Below are 24,035 nucleotides of genomic sequence, written 5' to 3' on the forward strand. Positions count from 1 at the left end.
CATCGAGCCCGAGACCGAGGCCGGTCCGGCCGACACCCCGGCCACCGTGCCGGGCACCGACGTGCCCCTCGGGCAGAGGGAGCAGCGGTTGTGAGTGGTTCGGGAGCGCCGGTCGTCGAGCCGGTCGACGCCGCCGGGCTGCGGCTGGGCATCGTCGCCACCACCTGGCACGCGGAGATCACCGACCAGCTGCTGGCCCGCGCCGTCGAGGCCGCGAAGGCCAGCGGCGTCGCCGACCCGACGGTCGTCCGCGCCCCGGGCGCCGTGGAGCTGCCGGTCGTCGTCCAGGCGCTGGCCGAGCGGCACGACGCCGTCGTCGCCCTGGGCGTGGTCATCCGGGGCGGCACGCCGCACTTCGAGTACGTCTGCGGCGCCGCCACCGACGGGCTGACCCAGGTGTCGGTCGGCTCCGGCGTCCCGATCGGTTTCGGGCTGCTCACCTGCGAGAACGACGAGCAGGCCCTGGACCGGGCCGGGCTGCCGGGCTCCAAGGAGGACAAGGGCTACGAGGCGGCCCAGGCCGCGCTGGCCACGGCGGTCGCGCTGGCCGGCTACCCGCGCCGCTGAGGTCATGACGGCCGAGACGCTGCCAGCGGTCACCGGCGTCGTGCTCGCCGCCGGGGCGGGGCGCCGGCTCGGCCGTCCCAAGGCCGATGTCGAGCTCGGCGGGCAACGGCTGGTCGAGCGAGCGGTCTCCACGCTGCTCGCCGGCGGCTGCGCCGAGGTGCTGGCGGTGTTGCGTCCCGAGCAGGCCGGCGCCGCCGGCGCCCGGACGGTCGTCAACCCCGATCCGGACCGGGGGATGGGCTCGTCGCTGCGGTGCGCGCTGGCAGAGCTGGTCTGCGATCAGCAGTCCCACGCCTGCGTGGTGCTGCTGGTGGACCTGGTGGGCGTGCGTCCGGCGGAGGTGGCGGCGGTGATCGAGCGACACCGGGCAGGCGCCTCGATCGTCGCGGTCCGCCGGGCCGGTCAGCGTTCCCACCCGGTTCTGGTGAGCCGCCGCTGGTACCCCGAGCTCGCCGCCGCCGCGGTGGGCGACCAGGGCGGCCGGGACTTCTTCGCCCGGCGGATTGCCGACACCAGCTTCCTCGATTACCCCGATCCGCTCGATGACATCGACACCGCCGATGACCTGCGCCGCGCGCTGGCCGCGCAGCCGTCGACGGGTCAGGCCGGCGGCGCCAGCTGAGCCAGCCGGGCCAGCGCCTTGGGAAAGATCTCGGCCGGCGGGGTGACCAGGCCGGCGCCGACCTGCCCGACCCCGGCCAGCCGACCGGCCATGCCGGTGTTGATCTGAGGCAGGATCTCGGTCCGCACCACCTTGGTGACGTCGATCCCGGTCGGCGAGCCACGGAAGTCCAGCACCGGGATCGAGTACATCGGATGCTCGCCGACGGTGATCTCATACATCCGCCGCGACGCCGCCAGCGCGTCGGACACCTCGCCGCCGACGAACCGGACGATCGCCGGGGCGGCCGCCATCGAGAAACCGCCGAGGCCGGCCGTCTCGGTGATAGCCGAGTCGCCGATGTCGGGGTTGGCGTCGGCTGGGCCGAAGCTGCCCAGGAACAACCCGTCGGCCAGCTGGGCGGGCCCGGTGAACCACTGGTCGCCTGCGCCGGAGACCTGGATGCCGAAGTCGGTCCCGTTGCGCGCCATCGCCACCACCACCGTCGAGCCGGGGATGTCGCGGGCGGCGTCCAGCGTCAGCTTGCAGGCAGGCATCGCGAGGTTGAGGAAGAAGTGGTCGTTGCCGGCCATGAACCGGACCGCCTCGGCGACGTCGGCCGACGGCGCCCCGGAGTCGATCAGCTCGGGCAGCAACTCGCGCAGCAGCATCAGGGTGCCGGCCCGGTTGCGGTTGTGGGCCTCATCGCCCATCTGCAGCATCTGGGCCAGGATCGCCTTGAGGTCGACCGGGCCGTGCCGGCGCACCGCGGTCTGCAGCAGCGGGGCAAGCACCCGCGACATCCAGCGCAGCCGGGTCAGCACCTCCGGTGAGTAGGCGCCGTAGCGAAGCACCTTGCCCAGGCCCTCGTTGAGGGTGCAGTACGTCCGCCGGCCGGTGGCCGGGTCCTCGACCACGAACACCCACATCGAGGCCGACACCACGCCTGCCATCGGGCCGACCGCCGAGTGATGGTGGCACGGGTCCAGGGAGTGCCCCGCGCCGGAGGCGAACAGCTCCTCGGCGTCCTCCGGGCGCTCGACGACCCCTTCCAGCGCGGCGGCGCCCATCAGCGCCCCGCGCAGCGGGCCGGACGCGCGCGACCACTCGATCGGCGGGCCGGCGTGCAGGAAGTCCCGGTCGGCCAGGCCCAGCGTGGCGCCGGCGGGCAGCACGTCCACCAGGTGGGCCTCGGTGGCGAAGATCCGGCTCAGCGCCTCGGCGTTGGCCGGCCGGCGGCGAGGATCGGCCATCACCCGCGCCAGATCGGCCTCGGTGCCTGGCATCGGCGGCCGCCAGTCGACCTGGCTGACTCCGCCGCCCTGGGCGGCCACCGAGTCGGCGAACAGGCCGACTCCAGCGGCGACGACCTGCGGCGCGGAGCCGGTGAACCGGTGGGTGTCGGTGCTCATGGCCGGCCTCCAGTGGCGATCAGGCTGAGTGCGTGCCGGGTGGCGGCGGCGTTCGAGGTGAACACCGACGCTCCGGCCTGGTGCAACCGTCGCGCCGAGGCCTCCAGCGACTGGGGGTCGCGGCGGGCGCCGATCAGGCTCACCACCACTGGCGTCGTCGTGCCGGCCAGCAGCGGCAGCAATTCGGCCACCGGATCAGGGTGGCTGCCATGCCCGAGCACGACGTCGAGCAGCACCACCGCGGTGTCGGGGTCCTCCAGCAGCTCGGCCAGGCGGCGGTCGCGTAGCGACGGGTCGATCATCGGGTGCGCCCGGCCCTGGGTGAGCGCGTCGTCGCCGAAGTCGATCATCAGATGCCCGGGCCAGCGCAAGGTGGCATCCAGCGCCCAGTCCGGGCGCAGCGGGATGTTCGAACGCACCTCGCCCAGTTCGGCGCTGGCGATCAGCATCGCCTCGTCGCACAGGGTGCCGCCGCAGAACAGCCCGCGCAGGGCGCCGGACCGGGCTTGGCCGCTCCCGGGAGGCTGCGCCACCCACGACGGCCAGGTCGGCGCCGGGGCGCCCAGCTCGGCCAGGACGGTCTCGGTCGCCTGGGTCAGGTCGGGCTGGCCGGGCCCCAGCAGCGCGAACCGGACCGGGGTGGCCAAGCCGTCGGCGACCTGCCGGACCCGCTCGGCCACCGAGGCCGCCGGAGGCTTGGACACCACCAGGATCAGCTCGGTGCCCGGGTCGGCGTCCAGCATTCGCAGCGCGGCCAGGGTAGAGCGCCCGGCGACCTCGGCGGACAGGTCCCGCCCGCCGACCCCGAGCGCGGCGCTGACCCCGACCCCGGCCGCGTCCAGCAGGCACAGCACCTGCTGCGCTCCGGTTCCCGAGGCCGCGACCAGCCCGACCGGGCCACGCTCAAGGGTGTGGGAGAACCCCAGGCCCAGGCCGCCGATGACCGCGGTGCCGCAGTCGGGCCCCATCACCAGCAGCCCTCGCTCGGCCGCGGCGTCCTTGAGCTGGATCTCCTGGGCGAGGCTGACATTGTCGGAGAACACCAGCACGTCACAGCCGGCTTCCAGGGCGTCCATCGCCTCGGTGAAGGCGTGCTGGCCAGGCACCGAGATGAGCGCCAGCCCGGCGCCGGTGGAGGCCGCGGCCGAGCCGATGGTGCGCGGCGGCTGCTCGGCGGCGGCAGCGCCGGTGGACCGGCTGGGTGCGCTGAGCAGCCGCTCGGCCAGCTGCGCGGCGTCCTCGACGGCCTGCTGGTCGCCGGCCCGGACGGCGATGAACAGCTCGTTCGGGGACTGGCTGGCGGGCGGCTCAAACCCCATCCCGGCCAACATCTCGAGGTTGAGCTCGGTGGCCATGCCGACCAGGGCGGCCTGAACCCCGGCGGCCTGGCCCACCTGGCGGCTGACCTGCAGCAGGGTCACCGAGTCGGCGTAGAGCCCCCGGCGCAGCAGTACCTGTTCCGAACTCATGCGCGGCCTCCAGCCGGTGTCGGGTGCCCACTGCATGCGGCCCTGGCTGGAACGTAATCAGTGAGCTACCTTCTGCCGATGGTTACAGTTGCCAACCATCAAGCTCACAACCTACGCAATCTGCCAGCAGACGGCACGGACGGGCTCAGCGTGGCGGAGCTGCTGGAGGCGCCGAGGCTGGCCGGCGCCACGGTGCTGGCGGGTGGGTCGGGCCTGAATCGGGTGGTGCGAGGGGTCGGCGTGCTGGAAGTGCCCGACATCCTGCCGGGGGTCAAGGCCCACCAGCTGCTGCTCAGCACGGCTTTCGCCCTGGACCCGGCCTCGGCCGCGGCAGCCGGCTTGGCGACCGACGCAGCCGGCGGCTTGGCGACCGACGCAGCCGCCGGTCAGCGCAGGCAGCTGCTGCGGCTGATCGAGGATCTCAACGCCCGGCAGCTGTCGGGTATCGCGGTCGAGTTGGGCGCGGCGCAGCTGCCCGCGCAGGTGATCGAGCTGGCGGACGAGCTCGGCTTTCCGGTGCTGCGGCTGGGCGACGGCGTGGTCTTCGACGAGGTGCTCACCGAGGTCTACGAGCTGTTGCTGGAGCGGCAGAGCCAGGTGCTGACCCAGTCCGACGCGCTGCACGCGGCCATCTCCAGCATCGTGCTCAACGGCGGCGGACTGCCCCAGATCGCCGACGAGGTGTCCCAGCTGCTGGACTGCGCGCTGCTGATCACCACACCGGACGGCCGGGTGCAGGCCGACGAGGGCGGCGCTGGGCATCGTCAGGCGGTCGAGGCGGCCGGGCTGTGGGACAGCAGCGGCCGGTTGCTGGTGGAGCGGCTGCGCATCGGGCTGCTGGCGGCGGAGGAGGACGAGTACGGCGGGCAGGCCGCGATGACCTCGATCGTGGCCGGCGGCCTCGATCATGGCCGGATCGTGGCCTACCGGCAGCAGCCGCTGCCGCCGGGGACCGTGCAAGCGCTGGAGCGGGTGGCGATCGTGGCGGCGCTGACCATCACCAAGGAGCTGGCAGTCTCGGCGGTCGAGGGAAAGTTCCGGGGCGACTACCTGCGCGACGTGCTGACCGGCCAGGTCGCGGTGGACGAGCCGGTCGTGCAGCACTGCCGCTCACTGGGCTGGGACATCGACCGCCCGATGGTGGTGCTGGTGGCGGAGTTGGACGCGGCCGAACCCAGCAAGCCGGGGGCGGCGCCGGCCGGGTCGGCGGTGGTGCAGCGGTCCCAGCACGAGCGCTTCGTCTCGGCCTGGCAGCAGGTGCTGCGGGCTCGTGACAAGACCGTGCCGGTGGTGGGCTTCAGCCACGAGGTCGTCGCGCTGCTTCCGGCGCGCTCCGGCGAGCAGGCTCGGATGGTGGCCGAGCTGATCGCCGCGGTGTCCGGGGACCGTGGCGGGGGCCGGCAGTCCTTCAGCGCCGGGGTGTCGCGCCGGGTGCTCGAGCCGTCTGAGATCGCCACCGGTTACGCCCAGGCCCGCAAGGCGGTCTCGGTCGGGCGGCGGGTGCACGGTCACGGCAGCGTGTCGCATTTCGACTCCCTAGGCGTGCACCGGTTGCTGTCGCTGGTGCCCGACACCGCTGAGTTGAAGTCCTTCGCCACTGAGGTGCTCGGCGTGCTGGCCTCAGACGCCGCCGACGCGGCCGATCTGCGGATGACCCTGCAGACGTTGCTCGACACCAACCTCAACGTGGCTGAGACGGCCCGGCTGCTGCACTTTCACTACAACACGCTGCGGTACCGGATCAGCAAGCTGGAACGGATCGTGGGGCCGTTCACCACCGACCCGCATCTGCGGCTAGACGTCGCGCTGGCGCTGCAGGTCGTGCAGATGCGGGGCATCTGAGGCGTTGCATCATCAGGCTTCGTTCTACCTCGGATCAGTGGCCGCTGAGCAGGGTCCATACGGCGTGTCGCCGCTGCCGCGCGGCCAACGACGGGGACGTCGAGTCACTCAGTAAACGGCGTTGGAACTGCCCTATTCGAGGCTTGGGCTAAGCGGACGATAAGCGCGCCCACAACGTGGACCATCAACCATGCGTCGGAAAGGTCCGACTCGGTGTAGTGATGTGCTTCGCCTTCGTTCCGCTCAGCCGCCGCCCATTGGGCGAATGCCGCGATTGCATCAGTCAGTCGGCTGTCGCGGGCGCTGAACAGTCCGCGACGTTTTGCGCTCGCAATCAACGGACCCAGGGTGCGGCCCTCACAGCCTAACGCTTCCAGCGTCTCTTGTAGGGCCGTTGCTGCGTCCGTAATGGCGTCACCGGCGTCGCCTACGCGAATTTCTTGGAGGGCCTTCATGTAGGCCTTCTCGCCGCTGGCGAATTCTGCATGGCCGTGTAGCAAGTACAGCGCGGGGAACACAACGGCAGCGTTCATCTCAAAAGATTCGACTGGAATAATCTGTCCTTCGACCAGGCGGAATGCCACTCGGTGAGCCTCGAAGATGCGGTTAACCTCGCTGCGGAAGAACTGCTGAGCGCTGTCGCCTTCGAGCAACCCCTCTTCGTCAAACGCCATGTCCATCGCTTCAAGCACTGAGAGGACTTCAGGCGTGCTGTTGGCGAAGCGCAGGCGCGAGCCCGCATCGTCGAGACCATTGCTCTCTAGACCGAGCGACACTTCTAGGGCTTCCGCTATCAATGTGTTCGCGGAGGTGCCGTATTGGTTGGTGGGTATCACGTCTACGCAAGCGTTCTTCCACGCTCGCTTGAGCTTGACCAGGGCCTCGGGTGGTATCTCAGCGGTCCACAGCGACTCACCACGCGCCTCGGCATCCGCCTGGGCCGCCAGCCGTAGTCGCTCTGCGTACAGCTCCATCCGCACAGTTTCGCATCACGCTCTGCGGGTTGCAGGGATGCTCAGTGATGGAGAGGGTGGACACCGTTCGTTGCGGGCAGGGGAGATCGTATCGAGGGGTGGGATCCCGAGCCGATACTTGGGGGTGAACCTGCGGAAGGTTTGAAGGCATCTTGACATATTCCCATATAGGAATATGATTTCGGCATGGCGAGAGCGGCGACGACGGCGGACGCGTTCAACGCGATAGCCGAAGCGCGCCGCCGCGAGATCCTAGACGTGCTCGCCGACGGTGAGCGCGGCGTCAACGACCTCGTCACGCTGCTGGGCCTGGCTCAGCCACTGGTGTCCAAGCACCTTCGGGTGCTGCGCGAGGTCGGCTTGGTCGACGTGCGTGAGGACGGCCGCCAGCGGGTGTACCGGCTCAATGCCCGGTCGCTCAAACCCGTACACGACTGGGTCAGCGGCTACGAGCGGTTGTGGTCTGAGCGGCTGGACCGCCTCGACGCCGTGGTGCGGGAGCTCAAGGAACTCGAAGAACAGCAGGACATCACTGAGGAGGAGCACGGAGATGACAGCAGGAACCAGTAGCGGCGCCGCCGTGATGACGCTGCCGAGCGACACCCAGATCCTGATCACCCGGGAGTTCAACGCCCCCAGGGCCCTGGTCTACCGGGCCTGGACGACGCCAGAGCTCATCAAGCGCTGGTGGGGCGCCGAGCGGGGCGAGGTCACCGAAGTCGAGGTCGACCTCCGGGTCGGCGGCCGCTGGCGCTACGTGTCGGTCACCCACGCCGGGTTCGAGTTCGCCTTCAGCGGGGAGTACCGCGAGATCGTGGAGAACGAGCGGCTGGTGTGGACCGAGGTCTATGAGCAGATGCCCGAGCACGAGGCGCTGAACACCCTCACCCTGACCGAGCAGGGGGGACGCGCCACGCTCACTATCCTGGTCGAGCACGCCAGCAAGGAGTCCCGGGACGCCCACCTCGACTCCGGCATGGAACCCGGCATGCAGGACGCGCTGAGGCTGCTCGAGCAAGTCGCGGCGTCGCTGAGGTGAACCGCACGCCATGAGCGCCGCGGACGAGGGGACCGCCGCACCGGCCGGCTCCGCGCCGGCCGGCTCCGCACCGGCTGGCTCCCTACCGGCTGGCTCCGTACCGGCTGGCTCGGCGCCGCGTGAGCAGGACCGCTACGTCGCGGTGATCGGGCCGCGGACGGCCGACGCAAGGCTCTACCAGCTGGCCTACGAGGTCGGGGCCGAGCTCGCCGGCCGGCACGCCGTCCTGCTCTGCGGCGGGCTCACCGGGGTGATGGAGGCGGCGGCCCGTGGCGCGCGTGAGGCGTCGCCGCCGGGACGTTCGATCGGCCTGCTGCCGGGAACCGACCGGCAGGAGGGCAACCCGTTCCTGGACTACACGCTGGCCACCGGCCTGGCCGAGGCCAGGGACGGGGCGCTGGTCACCAGCGCCGACGCCGTGATCGCGGTGGGCTGCAATCCGGGGACGCTGATCGAGATCGGCTATGCGCTCAAACGCCAACGCCCGCTGGCGGTGTTGGCCGGCTGGGCGGTGCTGGACGAGTCCGGCCAGCCGGTTCCCGGGTTCCGGGTGGCCCGGACTGCCGCCGAGGCGGTCACCATGGTGCTCGGCCAAGCCGGCGATGGCTGAGCCCGTCTTGCTTCCGGTGCGTCATGCTCTCAGGTGGCCATGACCACCTGAGAGCATGACGCTGACGCCCGACCACCTGAGAGCATGACGCTGACCTGGCGAGGGCTGAGCCGTGGCCGGGGCGATACTGGGTCAATGGCCACTGACGTTCCCGCTGCTGAGGATGACCGCGCCGCCGGCGCGAGCCCCTCAGCCGCCGGCGCGAGCCCCTCAGCCAGCGGCGCGAGCCCCTCAGCCGCCGGCGCGAGCCCCTCAGCCGCCGGCGCGAGCCCCTCAGCCAGCGGCGCGAGCCCCTCAGCCGCCGACGCTGCTGAAGTCAGCTCTGCGCCGGTCGGCCCGCTCGACGGCGCGGTGATCCCCAGGTACGCCGGGCTGCCGACCTTTGCGCGGCTGCCCCGCATCGAGGACGTGCCGCGATTCGACGTCGCCGTCCTAGGGATTCCCTTCGACAGCGGCGTGAGCTACCGCCCGGGCGCGCGGTTCGGCCCGGCGCACATCAGGCAGAGCTCACGGCTGCTGCGCCCGTACAACCCGGCGCTGGAGGTGGCGCCGTTCGGCGTCCAGCAGGTCGTCGACGCCGGCGACCTGGTCGTCAACCCGTTCGACATCGGCCAGGCCATCGGCCAGATCGAGGCCGGCGCCCGCCAGCTCAGCCAGAGCGGCAAGCTGCTCGTGCTGGGTGGTGACCACACGATCGCCCTGCCGGTGCTGCGGGCGATGCACGCGTTGCACGGCGAGATCGCGGTGCTGCACTTCGACGCGCATCTGGACACCTGGGACACCTATTTCGGCGAGCCCTACACGCACGGCACGCCGTTTCGCCGGGCGTCGGAGGAGGGTTTGCTGGACCGCGAGCACTGCCTGCACATCGGCATCCGCGGGCCGCTGTATGACCCCGCCGACCTGACCGACTCCTTCGACCTGGGTTTCGCCACCATTCACTGCGTGGAGCTGGAGACCCTTGGCGTGGCCGGCGTGATCGAGCGGATGCGCGCCCGGCTGGGGGACCGGCCGGTCTATGTCTCGATCGACATCGACGTGCTGGACCCGGCCCACGCGCCCGGCACCGGAACGCCCGAAGCCGGCGGGATGAGCTCCCGCGAGCTGCTCGCCGTGCTGCGCGGCCTGATGGGCGCCAACATCGTCTCCGCCGACATCGTCGAGGTGTCACCGGCCTATGACCACGCCGAGATCACCGGCATCGCGGCGGCCCATGTCGGCTTCGAGCTGCTCTCGGTGCTCGCCCTCGGCTGAGCGGGGGCCACCGGGCGAAGGCTGGTCACGCGGGGGTGACAGCTGCCGGCCAGGCATGGTTTTCACCGCCGCACCGGCCTACCGTTGAATCCAACGGCACGGCTGAGACGGGGTCCAGACGCCGGCCGGGGGGAGTCGTCATGACAGTCCATCAATGTCCCAAGTGCGAGCTGCGGTTCACCTGGAAGACCGAACTCGACGATCACTGCAACAACGACCATCCGCAGTTCCGGCACGAGTACCCGGCGCGAAAGTCGACGTCGGCGCGTCAGCAGCCGGCTGAGGACGCCAGCGCGAAGAGCCCGACCCGGCCGTAGCCCATCGCGGCGCTGCTCCTGGCGCCGAGTCAGCCGAGTCACTCGCGCCATAACGCCTCGACATCGAGGCCGCATACCTCGCATACGTCGCCCCGGCAGGCAACTGGGCTCTGCCGCCCCAGCCGCCGCGCGCTGCCGCCGCCGTGCTGCGGCGTGTCACAGCCGCCTGCCCGGCCTTTGGCTCAACACTGCACCGTGTAACGGGGCGCCGTGCGGTAATGCCGCGCGGCCGACGAAGCGCCTGGGAGGCCAGATGTCTGCGTTCGGATGGAAGACGGTCTACGACGGCAAGACCCCGCCGCCGGGCGCGGTGGTGCGCCCGGGTGAGCGATTGTCCTGGCTGCGGATGGGCGGCCTGGGCGCCCAGCACGTGGTGGCGATGTTCGGCGCCACCTTCGTCTTCCCGGCGATCATGGGGCTGAACCCGAACCTCGCGGTGATGATGTCCGGCGTCGCCACGATCCTCTTCCTGCTGATCGTCAAGGGCAAGGTGCCCTCCTACCTGGGCACCTCGGCGTCGTTCGTGGCCGCGGTCGCGGCGATCCGGCAGCAGGGCGGGGACTCGGCCCAGGTCACCGGGGCGATCCTGATCGCCGGGCTGATGCTGGCCGCGATCGGCGTGCTGGTGCACTTCGGCGGCAGCCGTTACGTCCGGGCGGTGCTGCCGCCTGCGGTGACCGGCGCCGTGGTGATGCTGATCGGCTTCAACCTGGCCGGTGTCGCCACCAGCACCTACTTCCCGTCGGGGCAGTGGATCGGCCTGCTCACCGCGGCGTTCGTGCTGGTCACCTCGGTGCTGATGCGCGGCTTCATCAGCCGGATCGCGATCTTCCTGGCGCTGATCTTCGGCTACCTCATCAGCTGGATCGCCGACCGGGTCAACGACGTGCCGGTCTGCTCCAAGACCGTCCTCGCCGGCTGCACCGCGACCGGCCACCGGATCGACTGGAGCGGGGTGCGCAGCGCCGACTGGATCGGCCTGCCCCAGGACATCGTCAGCCCCACCTTCGGAGAGCTGACCGGCCCGCACCTGCCCGGCTTCAACATCACCTTCATCCTGCTGGTGATCCCGTCGGTGATCGCGTTGCTGGCCGAGAACGCCGGGCACGTCAAGGCTGTCTCGGAGATGACCGGCGATGACCTGGACCCCTACCTCGGCCGGGCCTTCATCGGCGACGGCGTGGGCACGGCGGTGGCCTCCTTCGTCGGCGGCTCGCCCACCACCACCTACGCCGAGAACATCGGGGTGATGGCCGCGACCCGGATCTACTCGACGCTGGCCTACTACATCGCCGCGGTGGTGGCGATCCTGTTCGGGTTCTGCCCCAAGTTCGGGGCCGTGGTGGCAGCCACCCCGGGCGGGGTGCTCGGGGGCATCACGCTGGTGCTCTACGGCATGATCGGCCTGCTCGGCGCCAAGATCTGGGTCGAGAACCGCGTCGACTTCGGCAACCCGATCAACCTGGTCCCGCTGGCCGCTGGCATCATCGCCGGTATCGGCAATCTGAACATCAAGTTCAGCGACACCTTCTCCATCACCGGAATCGCGGCCGGCACGTTGATTGTGCTGATCGGCTACCACTTGGTGCATATCCTGGGACCCAGGTTCGGCGCCCTTCCGGTGACCGAAGCGACTGAGTCATCAGAGCGAGTCAAGCGGAGGTTCTAGGACACGGTGAAGCCGTCAGCGTTCGACTACAGCCGTCCGGAGTCCCTCGACGAGGCGTTGGGCCTGCTCGCCGAGTCCGGCCCGGACGCCAAAGTGCTCGCTGGCGGCCAGAGCCTGCTGCCGCTGCTGTCGATGCGGCTGATCGCGCCCGCCCGGTTGGTCGACGTGAATCGACTGGCCGAGCTGGCCTACATACGCTCCGGCCCGGACGGTGTCCGGGTCGGAGCCCTGGCACGGCACACCGCGGTGTTGCGCGACGCCGCCGCCAGGGACCGCCAGCCGCTGCTGGCCGAGGCGCTCGAGGTGGTCGCCCACCCGAGCATCCGCAACCGGGGGACCTCCGTCGGCAGCCTGGTGCACGCCGACCCCTCGGCTGAGCTGCCTGCCGTGCTGTGCCTGCTCAACGGGTCGGTGACCCTGGCCTCGGCCACCGGCCGACGCAGCGTGCCGGCGGCGCAGTTCTTCATCGGGCCGCTGGAATCGGCCGTCCGGCCGGACGAGCTGGCGATCGAGGCCACCTTTCCGGTGCTGCCGGCGGGCTCGGGTAGCGCGTTCACCGAGGTCTCCCGCCGGCACGGCGACTACGCGGTGTGCGGCGTCGCCGTGATGGTGCAGCTCGATGAGGATCTGCGGATCACCTCCGCCCGGGCCGGCTACCTCTCGGTCTCGGCCACGCCGCTGGTGCTCGACCTGAGCGAGGCGGTCGCCGGCCGCGGGCACGACGCCGACCTGTCGGCTGCGGCCGCTTTCGCCCGCGCCGCGGTGGACCCCGAGCCTGACATCCACGCCAGCGCGCAGTACCGCCGGCAGCTGGTCGGCGTCCTGACCGGACGGGCCCTGAGCCTGGCCGCGCGCCGGGCGGCTGCGAACCTCGCCGGGGTCGCCGCGTGAGAAAGGCTGCCCACTCCGAGACCCACTCCGAGACCCACCCCGAGGCTCACTTCGAGACCCACCCCGAGGCTCACTTTGAGACCCACCCCGAGGCTGACTTCGAGACCCACCCCGAGGCTCATCTTGAGACCAATCTTGAGACTCAGCACCAGATCGCCCTGACCGTCAACGGCGTCGAGCGGCGCGCGGAGGTGCCGGCCCGCCGGCTGCTGTCGGACTGCCTGCGCCATGACCTGGGTCTGACCGGCACCCACGTCGGGTGCGAGCACGGGGTGTGCGGCGCCTGCACGGTGCTGGTCGGCGGCGTGCCGATGCGGTCCTGCCTGCTGCTGGCAGTCAGCGTGGACGGCGAGCAGATCACCACCGTCGAAGGACTGGCCGGTCCCGACGGCGAGCTGTCACCGGTCCAGCAGGGCTTCGCCGACTGCCACGGCCTGCAGTGCGGGTTCTGCACGCCCGGTTTCCTCACCACCATCACCGCCGGCCTGGCCGACAACCCGGACCCGACGCCGCAGCAGGCCCGCGAGCTGATCAGCGGCAACCTGTGCCGGTGCACCGGCTACCAGAACATCGTGGCGGCGGTGCTGCGAGCCGCCGAGCTCACCCGGCAGGCCGGTGAGCAGCGATGACCACGCGGATGGTGGGCGAGCCGGTCCAGCGGGTCGAGGACCGCCGGTTGCTGCTCGGGGGCGGGCGTTACCTCGACGACCTGGGCGCCGACGCGGTCGAGGTGGCGCTGCTGCGCTCGCCGCACGCCCACGCGCGGATCCTCGACATCGACGTGACCGGCGCGTTGGAGGTCCCGGGCCTGCTGGCGATCTACACCTATGAGGACCTGACCGGCCCGCTGGCCGATCCGCTGCCGCTGTTGATCCCGCATCCGGCGCTGACCCACGGGCGCACCCAGTACCCGCTGGCCCGCGACGAGGTCAACTACGTCGGCGAGGCGGTGGCGATGGTGGTCGCCGAGAACCGCTACCTGGCCGAGGACGCCGTCGAGCGCATCGTGGTGACCTACCAGGCGCTGCCGCCGGTGGTGGGGATCGCCGCGGCCCGCGCCGCCGAGCAGCTGGTGCACCCGGACGTGCCCGGCAACGTGGCCGCCCACTTCGTCCAGGAGGTCGGCGACGCCGCCGCCGCGATCGCCGCCGCCCCGCACCGGCTGGAGCTGGAGCTGGACATCGAGCGTTCGGCCAGCACGCCGCTGGAGGGCCGGGGTGTGCTGGCCCGCTGGGACACCGACGCGCAGCGGCTGCGGATGTGGACCTCCACCCAGACCTCGACCGGGGTCCGGGCCGTCGTCGCGGTGAAGCTGGGCCTGGACCTGGGCAGCGTGGAGGTGATCACCCCGGACGTCGGCGGCGGCTTCGGCGTCAAGATCATGCACCCGTGGCCCGAAGAGGTCCTGGTGCCGATGGCGGCCCGGGCGCTGGGCCGTCCGGTGAAGTTCACCGAGGACCGCCGCGAGCATTTCATCTCATCGGCGCACGAGCGCGCCCAGCAGCAGCGGATCGAGGTCGGCTTCGACTCCGAGGGCCGGCTGCTGGGGTTGTCGGTGCGGTTCTGGCATGACCACGGCGCCTACATCCCGTACGGCTTGATCGTGCCCATCATCACCTCGACCCAGCTGCTCGGGCCGTACAAGCCCGGCGCCTACCGGGTCGAGTTCGAGTCCCTCTACACCAACACCGTGATCGTCACGCCCTACCGCGGCGCCGGCCGGCCGCAGGGCGTCTTCGCGATGGAGCGGACGATGGACGCGATCGCGGCCGAGCTGGGCCTGGACCGGGCCGAGGTGCGTGCGCGCAACTTCATCCAGCCCGAGGAGATGCCCTATGACCACGGCCTGACCTTTCAGGACGGCCGGCCGTTGATCTATGACTCCGGTGACTTCCCGGCCTCGCTGGAGAAGCTGAAGAAGCTCGTCGGCTGGGACGAGTGGTCTGCCTACCAGGCCAACGCGCGGGCCGAGGGACGCCAGGTCGGTATCGGGCTGGCCTGCTACGTCGAAGGAACCGGGGTCGGCCCCTACGAGGGCGGTCACGTCCAGGTCGAGACCACCGGCAAGGTGAAGGTCGCCACCGGCTTGACCTCCCAAGGCCAGGGCCACCAGACCGCGTTCGCCCAGATCGTCGCCGACGAGCTCGGGGTGCCGATGTCTGACATCGAGGTGGTCACCGGCGACACCCGGCGTTTTCCTTACGCCGTCGGCACATTCGCCTCCCGCGCGGCGGTGATGAGCGGGTCGGCGATCGCGCTGGCAGCCCGCGCGGCCCGCGCCAAGATCCTCAAGGTGGCGGCCGAGGCGTTGGAGGCCGAGGCCGGGGACCTGGAGATCGTCGAGGGAAAGGTGCGGGTCAAGGGCAGCCCCGGCGCGGAGATCTCGCTGGGCACCGTCGCGGTGCTGTCCAATCCGCTGCGCTACGCCTTCGACGAGGCGTCCAAGGCGGCGACCCAGTTCGCGGTGGGCCATCCGGAGCTGGCGCCGGTCGCCGAGGACGACGAGCCGGGGATCGAAGGCCGCGACTACTACTCGCCGCTGCGCTCCACCTTCGCCAACGGCATGCACGCGGTGATCGTGGAGACCGACCCCGACACCGCTGAGATCAAGATCCTGCGCTACTGCGTCGTGCACGACTGCGGCACCCTGATCAACCCGATGATCGTGGCCGGCCAGGTGCACGGCGGTGTCGCCCAGGGCATCGGCGGCGCGCTCTACGAGCGGATGGCCTATGACGAGACCGGGCAGCTGCAGAACGCCTCGTTCATGGACTTCTTGATGCCCTACGCCTCCGAGATGCCCGACGAGATCGAGATCGACCACCTGCAGACTCCGTCGCCGTTGAACCCGCTGGGCATCAAGGGCGCCGGCGAGGCAGGGGTGATTCCCGGCGCGGCGGTGTTCGCCGCGGCCATCTCCGACGCCGAGGGCTTCGAGATCACCGCGATGCCGATCTCACCCAGCGAGCTGTTCGAACTCCGGTCGGCGCGCCGCGCCGCCGGCCAGCAGAGAGGGGACCGGCCATGAAGCTGACAGGCGAGGCGGTGCTGCACGCGCCGGTGGACCGGGTGTGGGCGGCGCTGCGCGATCCGGCGGTCCTGGTGGCGACCATCCCGGGCTGCGAGCGGCTGGTCGCCACCGGCCCGGACAGCTATGACATGACGGTCACCGCGGGAGTCGCCTCGATCAAGGGCAGCTACGCCGGCACCGTGTCGCTGACCGACCTGCCCGAGCCGCACACCTTCCTGATGAAGGCATCCGGCGCCGGCTCTCCCGGCACGGTCAGCGCCGACGTCCGGGTGAGCCTGGCCGAAGCAGGTGACGCCGGTGAGGGAACCCGGCTCTGTTATGACGCCGACGCCGTTATCGGCGGGGTGATCGGCGGCGTCGGGCAGCGAATGCTGATCGGGGTGGCCAAGAAGCTGGCCGGTGAGTTCTTCAGCGGGGTGGATGACGTGCTGACCGGCGCCCGGCCGGCCGGCCCAGCCGCGGGCCGGCAGGTTCCTGGCCAGCGGGTGCCTGTCCTGGCCGCCGGTCAGGCGCCCGTCCTGGCCGCCGGTCAGCCCGGCCCGGCGGTCTTCACCGCGGCCGGCGCGGGTTCCAAGCCGGTCACCGAATCGTTCTTCGCCGGCGCGCTGTTCGGGGCGGTCACCGCCCTGCTCGGCGTGCTGGTGGGCGCCCGCACGGCGCGCGCCTCGCAGAACAGCCGAATTCCGAGGAGAATGGGCTGATGCGTGAATTCGTAGCCGCCGCCGTCCAACTGGCGCCCAGTCCAGGCCCGCTGACCGCCGCCAGCATGGCTGCCAACACCGCTCGTGCGATCGAGCTGACCAGGCAATGCCATGGCGCCACCGGCGCGGAGCTGATCGTGTTGCCCGAGTCGGTCACCACCGGCTTCACCCCCGGAATCGACACCGCTGCGCTGTGGGATCTGGTCAGCGAGCTGCCGGGCCCGGTGCTGCAGCCGTTCGCCGACCTGGCTGCCGAGCTGGGCGTCCACCTGGTGCTGGGCACCTACGAGCGCGGTCCCGAGCGCGGCGTGGTCTACAACGCGGCGGTCGTGCTGGACTCGGCCGGTGAGCTGCTGGGCGTCTACCGAAAGACCCATCCGTTCGGCGGCGAGCGGGCCGACCGGGGCGGCTGGGTGACCCCTGGTGAGGACGTCCTGGTGGTCGACACCTCGCTGGGCCGGATCGGGGTGATCATCTGTTTCGACGGCGACTACCCGGAGCTGTCCCGGATCACCGCGCTGGCCGGGGCCGAGCTGATCTGCCGGCCCTCGGCGCTGCTGCGTTCGGCTGACATCTGGGAGCTGACCAACCGGGCCCGGGCCTATGACAACCACGTCTACGTCGTCGGCTCGAACGCCACCGGCGTCGATCCTGGCGGGGTGATCTACTTCGGCAACTCGATGATCGTCACACCGATCGCCGAGGTGATCGCCCGCGCCTCGTCGCACGAGTGCTGGGTCTCGGCCAGGCTTGATCCCGACACCGCGATGCGCTCACTGACCCCGGGCTCGTCGGTGCCCCAGTCCTTCGATCACCTGGCCGACCGCAACCTGGCGCTGATCCGCAAGAACGCCGAGCTGCTGATGAGCGAGGCTCGGACGTCGTTCAAGCTCGGCTGAGCTCGCGCGAGGCCGCCCCCGCCGCCGGCTGTCCTGGCGGGGGGGCGGCGCTCGCTCCGAGCGCTGCCGCAGCGGTCAGGCAGCGCTGAAGACCAGCACCGAGTTCTGGCCGCCGAAGCCGAACGAGGTGCTCACGGCGACGTCGATCCGCTGGCTCCGGGGCGCCCCGCTGACGACGTCGAGGTCGATGGAGGGGTCCTGGTTCTCCAGGTTGGCAGTCGGCGGAATCGTCGCGTGGCACATCGACAGCACCGTCAGCGCGGCCTCGACCGCTCCGGTCGCGCCCAGACTGTGGCCCAGCACGCCCTTGGTCGAGGTGACCGTGATGCCGCTGCCCAGCACCTTGTGCAGGATCCGCGCCTCGGCCGCGTCGTTGAGCGGCGTGGAGGTGCCGTGGGCGTTGACGTGGTCCACTTCGCCGGCGCTCACACCCGCGTCAACGAGTGCGGAGTCCAGGGCCTTCAGCACCCCCGCGCCGTCCGGGTCCGGCGCCGTCATGTGATGAGCGTCCGCTGATGCCCCGTGGCCTGCCAGTCGGGCAAGCACGGTGGCGCCTCGGGCGTGGGCGTGTGACTCGCGTTCGAGCACCAGGATGCCGCTGCCTTCGCCGATGACGAAACCGTCCCTGGCCAGATCGAAGGGACGTGATGCGGCCGCCGGCTCGTCCAGCCGTCTGGAAAGCGCTCCCATCTGCGCGAACCCGGTGACGATCAGCGGAGTGACGCCCGCTTCGCTGCCACCGGCTATCACGATGTCGCAGGTTCCGTTGCGCAGTAGCTCTGAGGCGCTGGTGATGGCGGTGGCGCCGGAGGCGCAGGCGGTCGCGGTGACGAAGTTCGGGCCGGTCGCGCCGAACTCCATCGCCAGATGCCCGGCCACCATGTTCGGCACCAGCATCGGGATCAGCAACGCCGACACCGCGGTCGGCCCCTTCTCACGCATGACGTTGTGCTGACGCTCCCAGGTGGTCACCCCGCCCAGGCCGCACCCGATGACCACGCCCACCCGCGCGCCGTCCCAGCTGCGCGGGTCGAGCCCGGCGTTGGCGACCGCTTCTCGCGCGGCCACGATCGCCAGCTGCACGAACCGGTCGTGGACGAGATTGCTGCGCCGTCCGACGTGCGTGGCGGGATGGAAATCAGGCACGGTGCAGGAGATGTCCACCGGCAGGCCGGCGAGTGTGGGGTCGCGCCGTGCCGTCGACACGCCGGCGCACACGCCGTCCCAGGTCTGCTGAACTCCGATTCCCGCCGGAGTGACCAAACCCAGGCCGGTGACGACCACCCCGTGGGAACTCATGAGGGCGCTGCCGCGGCGGCCACTTGCTTGTCGATCGACTCGGCCGCGTGGCCGATGGTGTCCCCGGGAGCGGCGACGTCCTCGCTGATCTGCACACCGAGTTCGGTCTGCAAGATCAACAGCATCTCCACCATGAAGAGGGAGTCCACGCCCAGGTCGTCGAAGGTGACGTCCGGGCTGAGCTCTGAACGGTCTACCTCGAAGTGCTCGACCAGAAGATCGGCGATCCTGTCATACATCATTGTCATGTCATGCTCCTTTGAGATGCTCCTGCTGAATGAAGCGGCCTATCGGCTGACGACACGTGATCGCGGTCAGAGAGGCAGCACGGGCCACCGCAGTAAGGTCGACCCCCAGGACAGCCCGCCTCCGAAAGCGGTGAGCAGGACCCGATCTCCGGCTTTCAGCACACCTGTCGAGTGCGCCTGGTCCAGCGCGAGCGGGACGGACGCGGCGGCGGTGTTGCCGACCTCGGCGATGTTGCTGAAGACGTGCCCACGAGAGATGGTGAGCACATCGGCGAGGCTGTGCTGGATACGAAGGTTGGCCTGATGGCTGAAGAGCCAGTCGACGTCGTCGCTGCTCCATCCGGCCTGAGCCAGGACGGCCTTCGTCGACTCGGCCATGCGTTGCACTGCTCGCCAGAAGACTTCTTTGCCTTCCATGTAGAAGTACTGATCTCGCGGCTCCGCGGGGACACCGGAGAGCCGCTGTCGCGAGCCGGGGGCGCGAACGGTGATCATGTGGCTTCCTTCACCGTCGCTGCCGAGGTCGAAGGGGCCCAGGGCGCCTGGTTCCTCGGCGTCACCGGCCCGCAGCACCACCGCTCCCGCGCCGTCACCGAAGATCACCGAAGTCGTGCGGTCCTGAAAGTCAAGGACGCTCGAGTAGGTGTCTGCGCCGATGACCAGCACTCGGTCCGCCGCGCCGATCGCGATCATTCCGGCTGCCGAGGCCAGAGCGTAGACAAAGCCACTGCAGACCGCGGCGAGATCATAAGCGCCGACCCCGGTGAGCCCGAGCTTGGTCGCGATCAGCGGCGCGGTCGCCGGCGAGGGGTGATCGGGAGTGGCGGTCGCCAGCACCACGGAATCGACCGAGGAGTCCCCGGATGACTTCAGCGCCCGCGCGCCGGCCTCCACCGCAAGGTCAGAGGTCGCCATGCCGGTGGTGGCGAAGTACCGCTGGGTGATGCCGGTGCGCGAGCGGATCCACTCGTCTGAACTGCCGACGCGGGCAGCCAGTTCTTCGTTACTGACAAGATTCGGCGGTAGATAGCTTCCTACCCCACATACGACAGCTGCCCGGCTCACCCCGCGACGCCGTTATAGCCAGAGGCCAGTGGATCTCTCACCACGAGCGACTGCTCGACGATCTGTCTGCCAACCGGGACCACGGCAAGAATATCGATGTGCATGATGCTCCTGAATCCGATCAAGTGGCCGGTCCTGAGTTCATAACGCCACCAGATTGTCCTTTATAAATAGATTAACAGAGTGTGCGAGTGTAGCCAATGGGTTTTGAGCACCCAGTGTGATCGGCCGATTGCGCTGAGCAGACAAAATTGACTAATTCGTACACAGCTGCAGTCAGCTGATTTGTTGACAGCATGCTCAGTTGCGGCGTGAGGCCCTGATCAGCCCGGGATGTCATAGACCAGCTGGTCAAAGGCCAGCAGCGGCGGCTCGCCGGGTGTCGACAGCAGGGCCAGCCGCACGCGCCACTGGGCGCCGGCTGCCGCTGGCTGATTCTCCTGCCGCCATGCCTCCAGCGTGGCGGCGAGGGTCGTCGCCGAGTCCGGCGCCAGCAGCAGCTCAGGCGCCATCAGCACCGGCAGCACCAAGGTCGACCCGCCGGCCTCGCCTGCCGGGGCACTGGCCTGGATCGGAGCCGCGTAGCTCACCTCGATGCTCACCCGATAACCGTCGGGCTGCTCGCCGAAGAGGGCGTCGAAGCCGTTCTGCAGCGCCTGGGCGACGTCGACGCCGGTCAGCGGCAGCTGCTCGGTCCACCGCAGGCTCGGGCGGGCCACGTCGAGCTGGCTCACTGGCGACCTGAGCACCAGCGCCGGCGAGGTCACCGTCCCAGCCCGCAGCTCGGCGTTGCGCTCGACCCTGACGCTGACTCGAGCGTCAGGACGAGGCGCCGCGCGGACACCCGGCCACTCCAGCCGCAACGTCATCGGACCCGGCGCTGCCGGGCGGTCGGCAGCGGTGTACTCGCGACTTCCCGCGGTGACCGGTCCCGGCGTGAGCGGCGCCTGCTCGTCCCCGTCGACCAGGGTGATCACCGGCCAGCCGTCCTCGACGCCGTCTCGGCGCACCACCAGCCGGTCAAGCAGCCGCCGTCCGTCGAGGTCGGTGGCATAGACCGCGCGCAGCAGGCAGCAATCGGTCGGCTCGGCGCTGGCCGGTTCGGCGCTGACCGGGTACCCGGTCCCATGCCCGGTCCAGGCCGCGGCCACCGCTGCGGCGAGTTCGACGAGCGAGGCCGCGGCGTTACCGCGCAGGACCTCGACGGCGGCAACCGCAGGCTGGACGCCGGCGCCGATCAGCGCGGCCAGGTCGCAGGCGGCGGCGGTGTAGGCCGCGAGCGCTTCAGCCAGCGCTGTGCCGCCCACCGCTGTGCTGCCGCCCACCGCTGTGCCCGCCCCTGGCGCTGGGGGCGCGTGCGGAACCGACACCCGCACCACGTCCTGAGCGGCGTGCTCATGGGTGTAGCAGAGTCCCGCCGTCCACTGGGTCGCCGCGTCCAGCGTGGGCTGTCCCGGGCCTGAGAACGTCGGCGTGGCGGTCATGGCCCGCAGCGACGGCGGGCTCGGGTGCGCGCGCAGCGGCACCGGCACGTCGACCGGCGGCAGTAGCGCAGAGACGGCGGCCTCGGGGTGGTAGCCGCCGGTCAGCGGGCGGAGGAACCGAAGCAGAACCGGTTCGGCGCCCGACCCACCCAGGCCGGGGGAGTCGAGCTCGAAGGCGTCGAAGACGTGGTCAGGGCGCACCGACGTGGTGCTGGCGCCGGTCGCGTCGGCGCTGGTCAGCGCGAAGACGCACCAGCCTTCAGAGGGCCCCAGCCCGGTCCGACTCCGACTGAGCTCAAGGTCAGCCCGGCCAGGCGCGGCCACCGTGCCATGCAGCCAGGCCGCAGGCAGGCCGTCACGGCCGTACGGCGAAACCACCACGGCTCGGTGCTGGGCGGTCACCGTGGCGTACGCCGAGGCCAGGCTGCTCCGGCCTATCCCGGTCAGCGCGGCCCGAGCGCTCAGCAGTCCCGGGTCAGCCGCCGGGCTCTCCGGCTCGCCTGGCGTCAGCGGCGTCAAGCCGCCGGCGACGGCAGCGGCCAGACGCCGTCGGATGCCCGACAGCTCCGCGCCAGCGGCGTCGGGCACTCGGGCGCTGAGCGGCTGGCAGAGATAGCGGTCAAGGTCGGTGAGCAACGACCGCGCCCAGGACTCGACGTCCACCTGGTGAAATCTCTGCAGGACCGGCACGCCGAGGCTGCCGAGCTCGGTGACCGGTCTGATCTCGGCGCTGAAGTCGATGAGATCGGGGTAGAGCGGGCGCAACGCGAACACGCGCGGGCCGCGGGCCTCCGGCGCTGCGGCGTCCGGCAGCGGCGCCTCGATGCGCACGCTGGAGATGCCCTGGCTGCCGAAGGACACAGCCCACAGCTGGTTGCCGGCGTCGGTGGCAAGCCGGATGGTCGGTAGGGCCAGCAGGCAGGCGTCGATGAAGGCGTCGAAGCCCGCGCCGTCCAGGCCGGGTTCGTGAGGGGGGACCACCGTGTCAGCCCGTTCGAGCGTCGGCGTCGCGCCGGGTTCTGCGACCGGAGCCGATGACGCAGCCGGAACCTCGGAGGCCGCCGGCCGCTCCAGCCGCAGGGTCACCGCCAGCTCGAAGGCTGGTGCGGCCGTCGTCCCCGCGACCTGCCCGGACGCGCTGAGCACGACCGGTGGTGGCGGCAGCAGCGCCCGCGCGCCGGACCTGAACAGTGACGCGGAGGCGTTGTCGGCCATCAGCTGTGCGATCGAGGGGGTGAGCCCTGCCTCGGCGAACCGGCCGAGCACCGCGTTGAGAGTGTCGTGCTGCGCCGTGGTGACAGTGGCGCCGCCGCTCAGGCTGAGCTGGACTCCCGGCTGCAGGACGCCGAGCACCGCGGCGTTGGCGGCGGCGAACGAGGCGGGCGAGCAGCCGTACTCGGCCTGGATCTGGGCGGCTGTCAACGCGGCGGCGCCGTCCACACCCGAATCGCCGCCCTGGTCGAGATCGCTGTCCTGACCGCTCCCCAGCACAGCGAGCGGGCAGCTGAGCACCGTGCCGGCGGCGAGCGGGGCGCCCAGCCGGTCAAGGGCGTCGGCGACCGCGTCTAGCGTGATGTCGGCGTTCTGCGCGGCCAGCCTTGCGCGCACGGCCTCGAAGGAGTCGCCCTCGATCGTGACGGTGCTCGCCGCGGCGACCTCGTCCGGCGCCTCGTCCGCGGCAGCCTCGTCCGGCGCCTCATCCGGCGCCTCGACCGGCGCCTCGACCTGAATCCCCGGCGGCAAGGCGGCGCTGCGGGTGGCGTTGTCGGCGACGATCGCCCGCGGCGTGCTGGCGAATCGCCGCGCCAGCGTCGCCAAGGTGTCACCGGCGCGCACCTGGTACGGCGTGCGGGCGGCCTCAGGCAGCGCTGCGACCCCTGGCAGCGCGAAGGCCGGCTCAGCGGCTAGCCGTAGGCCGCGGTTGTCCTGCAGCAGCCGTTCCGGCGTGCTGGACAGTCGGCCTGCCACCTCGGCCAAGGTGGCCGTGCCGGCCGGAGTCTCTGCCGGCCCGGTCTGATCTGCAGACGCGGCCAGGGTTTGGCCGGCCGCCAGCAGGCTGCTCAGCGGCAGCTCGGCGTTGGCCGGGGCGAGGTGCTGGGGGAGCAGGCCGTAGCAGTCCAGCAACTGGCCAAGGGTCGTGATTCCGGTGAGCTTCGGTGGCGTGGCCGTCGCCGCAGCCGCCGCGAACAGCTCGGCGGCCGCGGCGTGGCGCCTCAGCGACGGCGCCCCGTCGAGGACCGGCAGGGCCAGGCCCGAGTTGAGCGTGCTCTGCAGCCAGACGCTGAGCCCTGGGCTATCGAGCTGGGAGCGGATCAGCTGGTACCGCTCAGCCTGCGCGGCGGCCTGGGGCGCGGTGATGCCCGCCAAGCCGGCACGACCGGGCAGCCAGTGCCCACCCTGAGTCGACAGCGTGACGGCGAGCGTCAGCAGCCCCTCGGGGGCGCTGGAATCGCGGGCGTCGGGTCCGCTGGCGCTGGGCTCACTGGCGCTGGGCTCGCTGGCGCTGAGCAGGTAGGAGGTGACGGCGTCTGGCCACGCTCCGACGCCGATCAGCGACTCCTGCCCTACGGAAGGGGGTTCTTCAGCGTCACTGGACGGCGTTTTCCACTCCGCTTTCACGGACCGAACGATAGCCCGGCCCACCCGCGTCAGGCTGCCGAATG

The 24,035-nt window shown here is 70.9% G+C and carries 21 protein-coding genes; 14 read left to right on the top strand and 7 right to left on the bottom strand.

All coding sequences use genetic code 11. The features are described 5' to 3' along the window. Positions 1–90 precede the first annotated feature (90 nt). Positions 91–567 (top strand): 6,7-dimethyl-8-ribityllumazine synthase, encoded by a 477-nt coding sequence (gene ribH, locus VGB75_03870; GenBank protein HEY0166160.1) that lies wholly within the window; start codon positions 91–93, stop codon positions 565–567. Positions 568–571: 4 nt separating this feature from the next. Next, positions 572–1,189, top strand: coding sequence for a nucleotidyltransferase family protein (locus tag VGB75_03875; protein HEY0166161.1), 618 nt, complete (start codon positions 572–574; stop codon positions 1,187–1,189). On the opposite strand, the gene VGB75_03880 is transcribed toward VGB75_03875, so the two are convergent. Continuing rightward, positions 1,168–2,580 carry a DUF1116 domain-containing protein gene (locus VGB75_03880; protein ID HEY0166162.1) on the bottom strand — a complete coding sequence of 471 codons (1,413 nt, stop codon included), beginning with the start codon at positions 2,578–2,580 and terminating at the stop codon, positions 1,168–1,170. The two genes, VGB75_03875 and VGB75_03880, sit on opposite strands and share 22 nt — an antisense overlap. Then, a complete protein-coding gene (locus tag VGB75_03885; GenBank protein HEY0166163.1) occupies positions 2,577–4,049 on the bottom strand; it encodes a hypothetical protein in 1,473 nt (490 codons plus the stop codon). Before VGB75_03885 ends, VGB75_03880 begins: the two co-directional genes overlap by 4 nt. 150 nt (positions 4,050–4,199) lie before the next feature. Between VGB75_03885 and VGB75_03890 the strand changes: the two genes are divergently transcribed. Continuing rightward, positions 4,200–5,891, top strand: coding sequence for a PucR family transcriptional regulator ligand-binding domain-containing protein (locus VGB75_03890; protein HEY0166164.1), 1,692 nt, complete (start codon positions 4,200–4,202; stop codon positions 5,889–5,891). Between the two features lie 104 nt (positions 5,892–5,995). Here VGB75_03890 and VGB75_03895 read toward each other — a convergent pair whose 3' ends face one another. Further along, positions 5,996–6,865 carry a hypothetical protein gene (locus VGB75_03895; protein HEY0166165.1) on the bottom strand — a complete coding sequence of 290 codons (870 nt, stop codon included), beginning with the start codon at positions 6,863–6,865 and terminating at the stop codon, positions 5,996–5,998. 186 nt (positions 6,866–7,051) lie between these two features. Here VGB75_03895 and VGB75_03900 point away from each other — a divergent pair, with 186 nt between their 5' ends. From VGB75_03900 to VGB75_03950, 11 genes are all read left to right on the top strand, one after another. After that, positions 7,052–7,435 carry a metalloregulator ArsR/SmtB family transcription factor gene (locus tag VGB75_03900; protein ID HEY0166166.1) on the top strand — a complete coding sequence of 128 codons (384 nt, stop codon included), beginning with the start codon at positions 7,052–7,054 and terminating at the stop codon, positions 7,433–7,435. Further along, entirely contained in the window at positions 7,416–7,904 is a 489-nt protein-coding gene (locus VGB75_03905; GenBank protein HEY0166167.1) for an SRPBCC family protein, read from the top strand. The genes VGB75_03900 and VGB75_03905 overlap by 20 nt, the downstream gene beginning before the upstream one ends. Positions 7,905–7,914: 10 nt before the next feature. Then, a complete protein-coding gene (locus VGB75_03910) occupies positions 7,915–8,514 on the top strand; it encodes a TIGR00725 family protein (GenBank protein HEY0166168.1) in 600 nt (199 codons plus the stop codon). 135 nt (positions 8,515–8,649) lie between these two features. Then, on the top strand, positions 8,650–9,768 hold the full coding sequence (gene speB / locus VGB75_03915; protein HEY0166169.1) for an agmatinase: 1,119 nt from the start codon (positions 8,650–8,652) through the stop codon (positions 9,766–9,768). A 140-nt stretch (positions 9,769–9,908) separates the two neighbouring features. Further along, positions 9,909–10,085, top strand: coding sequence for a hypothetical protein (locus VGB75_03920; protein ID HEY0166170.1), 177 nt, complete (start codon positions 9,909–9,911; stop codon positions 10,083–10,085). 253 nt (positions 10,086–10,338) lie between these two features. Beyond that, positions 10,339–11,754 (top strand): solute carrier family 23 protein, encoded by a 1,416-nt coding sequence (locus VGB75_03925; GenBank protein HEY0166171.1) that lies wholly within the window; start codon positions 10,339–10,341, stop codon positions 11,752–11,754. Between the two features lie 6 nt (positions 11,755–11,760). Next, on the top strand, positions 11,761–12,645 hold the full coding sequence (locus VGB75_03930; protein ID HEY0166172.1) for an FAD binding domain-containing protein: 885 nt from the start codon (positions 11,761–11,763) through the stop codon (positions 12,643–12,645). Continuing rightward, complete coding sequence (locus tag VGB75_03935; GenBank protein HEY0166173.1) at positions 12,642–13,274, top strand: (2Fe-2S)-binding protein; 633 nt, start codon at positions 12,642–12,644, stop codon at positions 13,272–13,274. The genes VGB75_03930 and VGB75_03935 overlap by 4 nt, the downstream gene beginning before the upstream one ends. After that, positions 13,271–15,673 carry an aerobic carbon-monoxide dehydrogenase large subunit gene (gene cutA / locus VGB75_03940; GenBank protein HEY0166174.1) on the top strand — a complete coding sequence of 801 codons (2,403 nt, stop codon included), beginning with the start codon at positions 13,271–13,273 and terminating at the stop codon, positions 15,671–15,673. The genes VGB75_03935 and cutA overlap by 4 nt, the downstream gene beginning before the upstream one ends. Beyond that, positions 15,670–16,377 carry a carbon monoxide dehydrogenase subunit G gene (locus VGB75_03945; GenBank protein ID HEY0166175.1) on the top strand — a complete coding sequence of 236 codons (708 nt, stop codon included), beginning with the start codon at positions 15,670–15,672 and terminating at the stop codon, positions 16,375–16,377. Before cutA ends, VGB75_03945 begins: the two co-directional genes overlap by 4 nt. Further along, complete coding sequence (locus VGB75_03950) at positions 16,377–17,276, top strand: carbon-nitrogen hydrolase family protein (protein ID HEY0166176.1); 900 nt, start codon at positions 16,377–16,379, stop codon at positions 17,274–17,276. The genes VGB75_03945 and VGB75_03950 overlap by 1 nt, the downstream gene beginning before the upstream one ends. 75 nt (positions 17,277–17,351) lie before the next feature. Here VGB75_03950 and VGB75_03955 read toward each other — a convergent pair whose 3' ends face one another. From VGB75_03955 to VGB75_03970, 4 genes are all read right to left on the bottom strand, one after another. Further along, positions 17,352–18,575: a beta-ketoacyl-[acyl-carrier-protein] synthase family protein gene (locus VGB75_03955; protein ID HEY0166177.1), complete on the bottom strand. Its 1,224-nt coding sequence runs from the start codon at positions 18,573–18,575 to the stop codon at positions 17,352–17,354. Further along, positions 18,572–18,823: an acyl carrier protein gene (locus VGB75_03960; GenBank protein ID HEY0166178.1), complete on the bottom strand. Its 252-nt coding sequence runs from the start codon at positions 18,821–18,823 to the stop codon at positions 18,572–18,574. The genes VGB75_03955 and VGB75_03960 overlap by 4 nt, the downstream gene beginning before the upstream one ends. A gap of 66 nt (positions 18,824–18,889) precedes the next feature. Continuing rightward, entirely contained in the window at positions 18,890–19,888 is a 999-nt protein-coding gene (locus VGB75_03965) for a beta-ketoacyl-ACP synthase III (protein HEY0166179.1), read from the bottom strand. Positions 19,889–20,211: 323 nt separating this feature from the next. After that, on the bottom strand, positions 20,212–23,991 hold the full coding sequence (locus VGB75_03970; protein HEY0166180.1) for a LysM peptidoglycan-binding domain-containing protein: 3,780 nt from the start codon (positions 23,989–23,991) through the stop codon (positions 20,212–20,214). Positions 23,992–24,035: the final 44 nt, after the last annotated feature.

Origin of the sequence: Jatrophihabitans sp., from assembly GCA_036399055.1 — a bacterium.
In the GTDB taxonomy this organism is placed as follows: Bacteria; Actinomycetota; Actinomycetes; order Mycobacteriales; family Jatrophihabitantaceae; genus Jatrophihabitans_A.

Excerpts from the sequence above, each read along its gene's own strand:
- VGB75_03925 (HEY0166171.1), top strand. The coding sequence starts at position 10,339 with ATGTCTGCGTTCGGATGGAAGACGGTCTACGACGGCAAGACCCCGCCG.
- VGB75_03920 (HEY0166170.1), top strand. The coding sequence starts at position 9,909 with ATGACAGTCCATCAATGTCCCAAGTGCGAGCTGCGGTTCACCTGGAAG.
- VGB75_03875 (HEY0166161.1), top strand. The coding sequence starts at position 572 with ATGACGGCCGAGACGCTGCCAGCGGTCACCGGCGTCGTGCTCGCCGCC.
- VGB75_03900 (HEY0166166.1), top strand. The coding sequence starts at position 7,052 with ATGGCGAGAGCGGCGACGACGGCGGACGCGTTCAACGCGATAGCCGAA.
- VGB75_03960 (HEY0166178.1), bottom strand. The coding sequence starts at position 18,823 with ATGACAATGATGTATGACAGGATCGCCGATCTTCTGGTCGAGCACTTC.
- VGB75_03955 (HEY0166177.1), bottom strand. The coding sequence starts at position 18,575 with ATGAGTTCCCACGGGGTGGTCGTCACCGGCCTGGGTTTGGTCACTCCG.
- VGB75_03895 (HEY0166165.1), bottom strand. The coding sequence starts at position 6,865 with ATGGAGCTGTACGCAGAGCGACTACGGCTGGCGGCCCAGGCGGATGCC.
- VGB75_03905 (HEY0166167.1), top strand. The coding sequence starts at position 7,416 with ATGACAGCAGGAACCAGTAGCGGCGCCGCCGTGATGACGCTGCCGAGC.
- VGB75_03880 (HEY0166162.1), bottom strand. The coding sequence starts at position 2,580 with ATGAGCACCGACACCCACCGGTTCACCGGCTCCGCGCCGCAGGTCGTC.
- VGB75_03945 (HEY0166175.1), top strand. The coding sequence starts at position 15,670 with ATGAAGCTGACAGGCGAGGCGGTGCTGCACGCGCCGGTGGACCGGGTG.
- VGB75_03950 (HEY0166176.1), top strand. The coding sequence starts at position 16,377 with ATGCGTGAATTCGTAGCCGCCGCCGTCCAACTGGCGCCCAGTCCAGGC.
- cutA (HEY0166174.1), top strand. The coding sequence starts at position 13,271 with ATGACCACGCGGATGGTGGGCGAGCCGGTCCAGCGGGTCGAGGACCGC.
- VGB75_03885 (HEY0166163.1), bottom strand. The coding sequence starts at position 4,049 with ATGAGTTCGGAACAGGTACTGCTGCGCCGGGGGCTCTACGCCGACTCG.
- speB (HEY0166169.1), top strand. The coding sequence starts at position 8,650 with ATGGCCACTGACGTTCCCGCTGCTGAGGATGACCGCGCCGCCGGCGCG.
- VGB75_03910 (HEY0166168.1), top strand. The coding sequence starts at position 7,915 with ATGAGCGCCGCGGACGAGGGGACCGCCGCACCGGCCGGCTCCGCGCCG.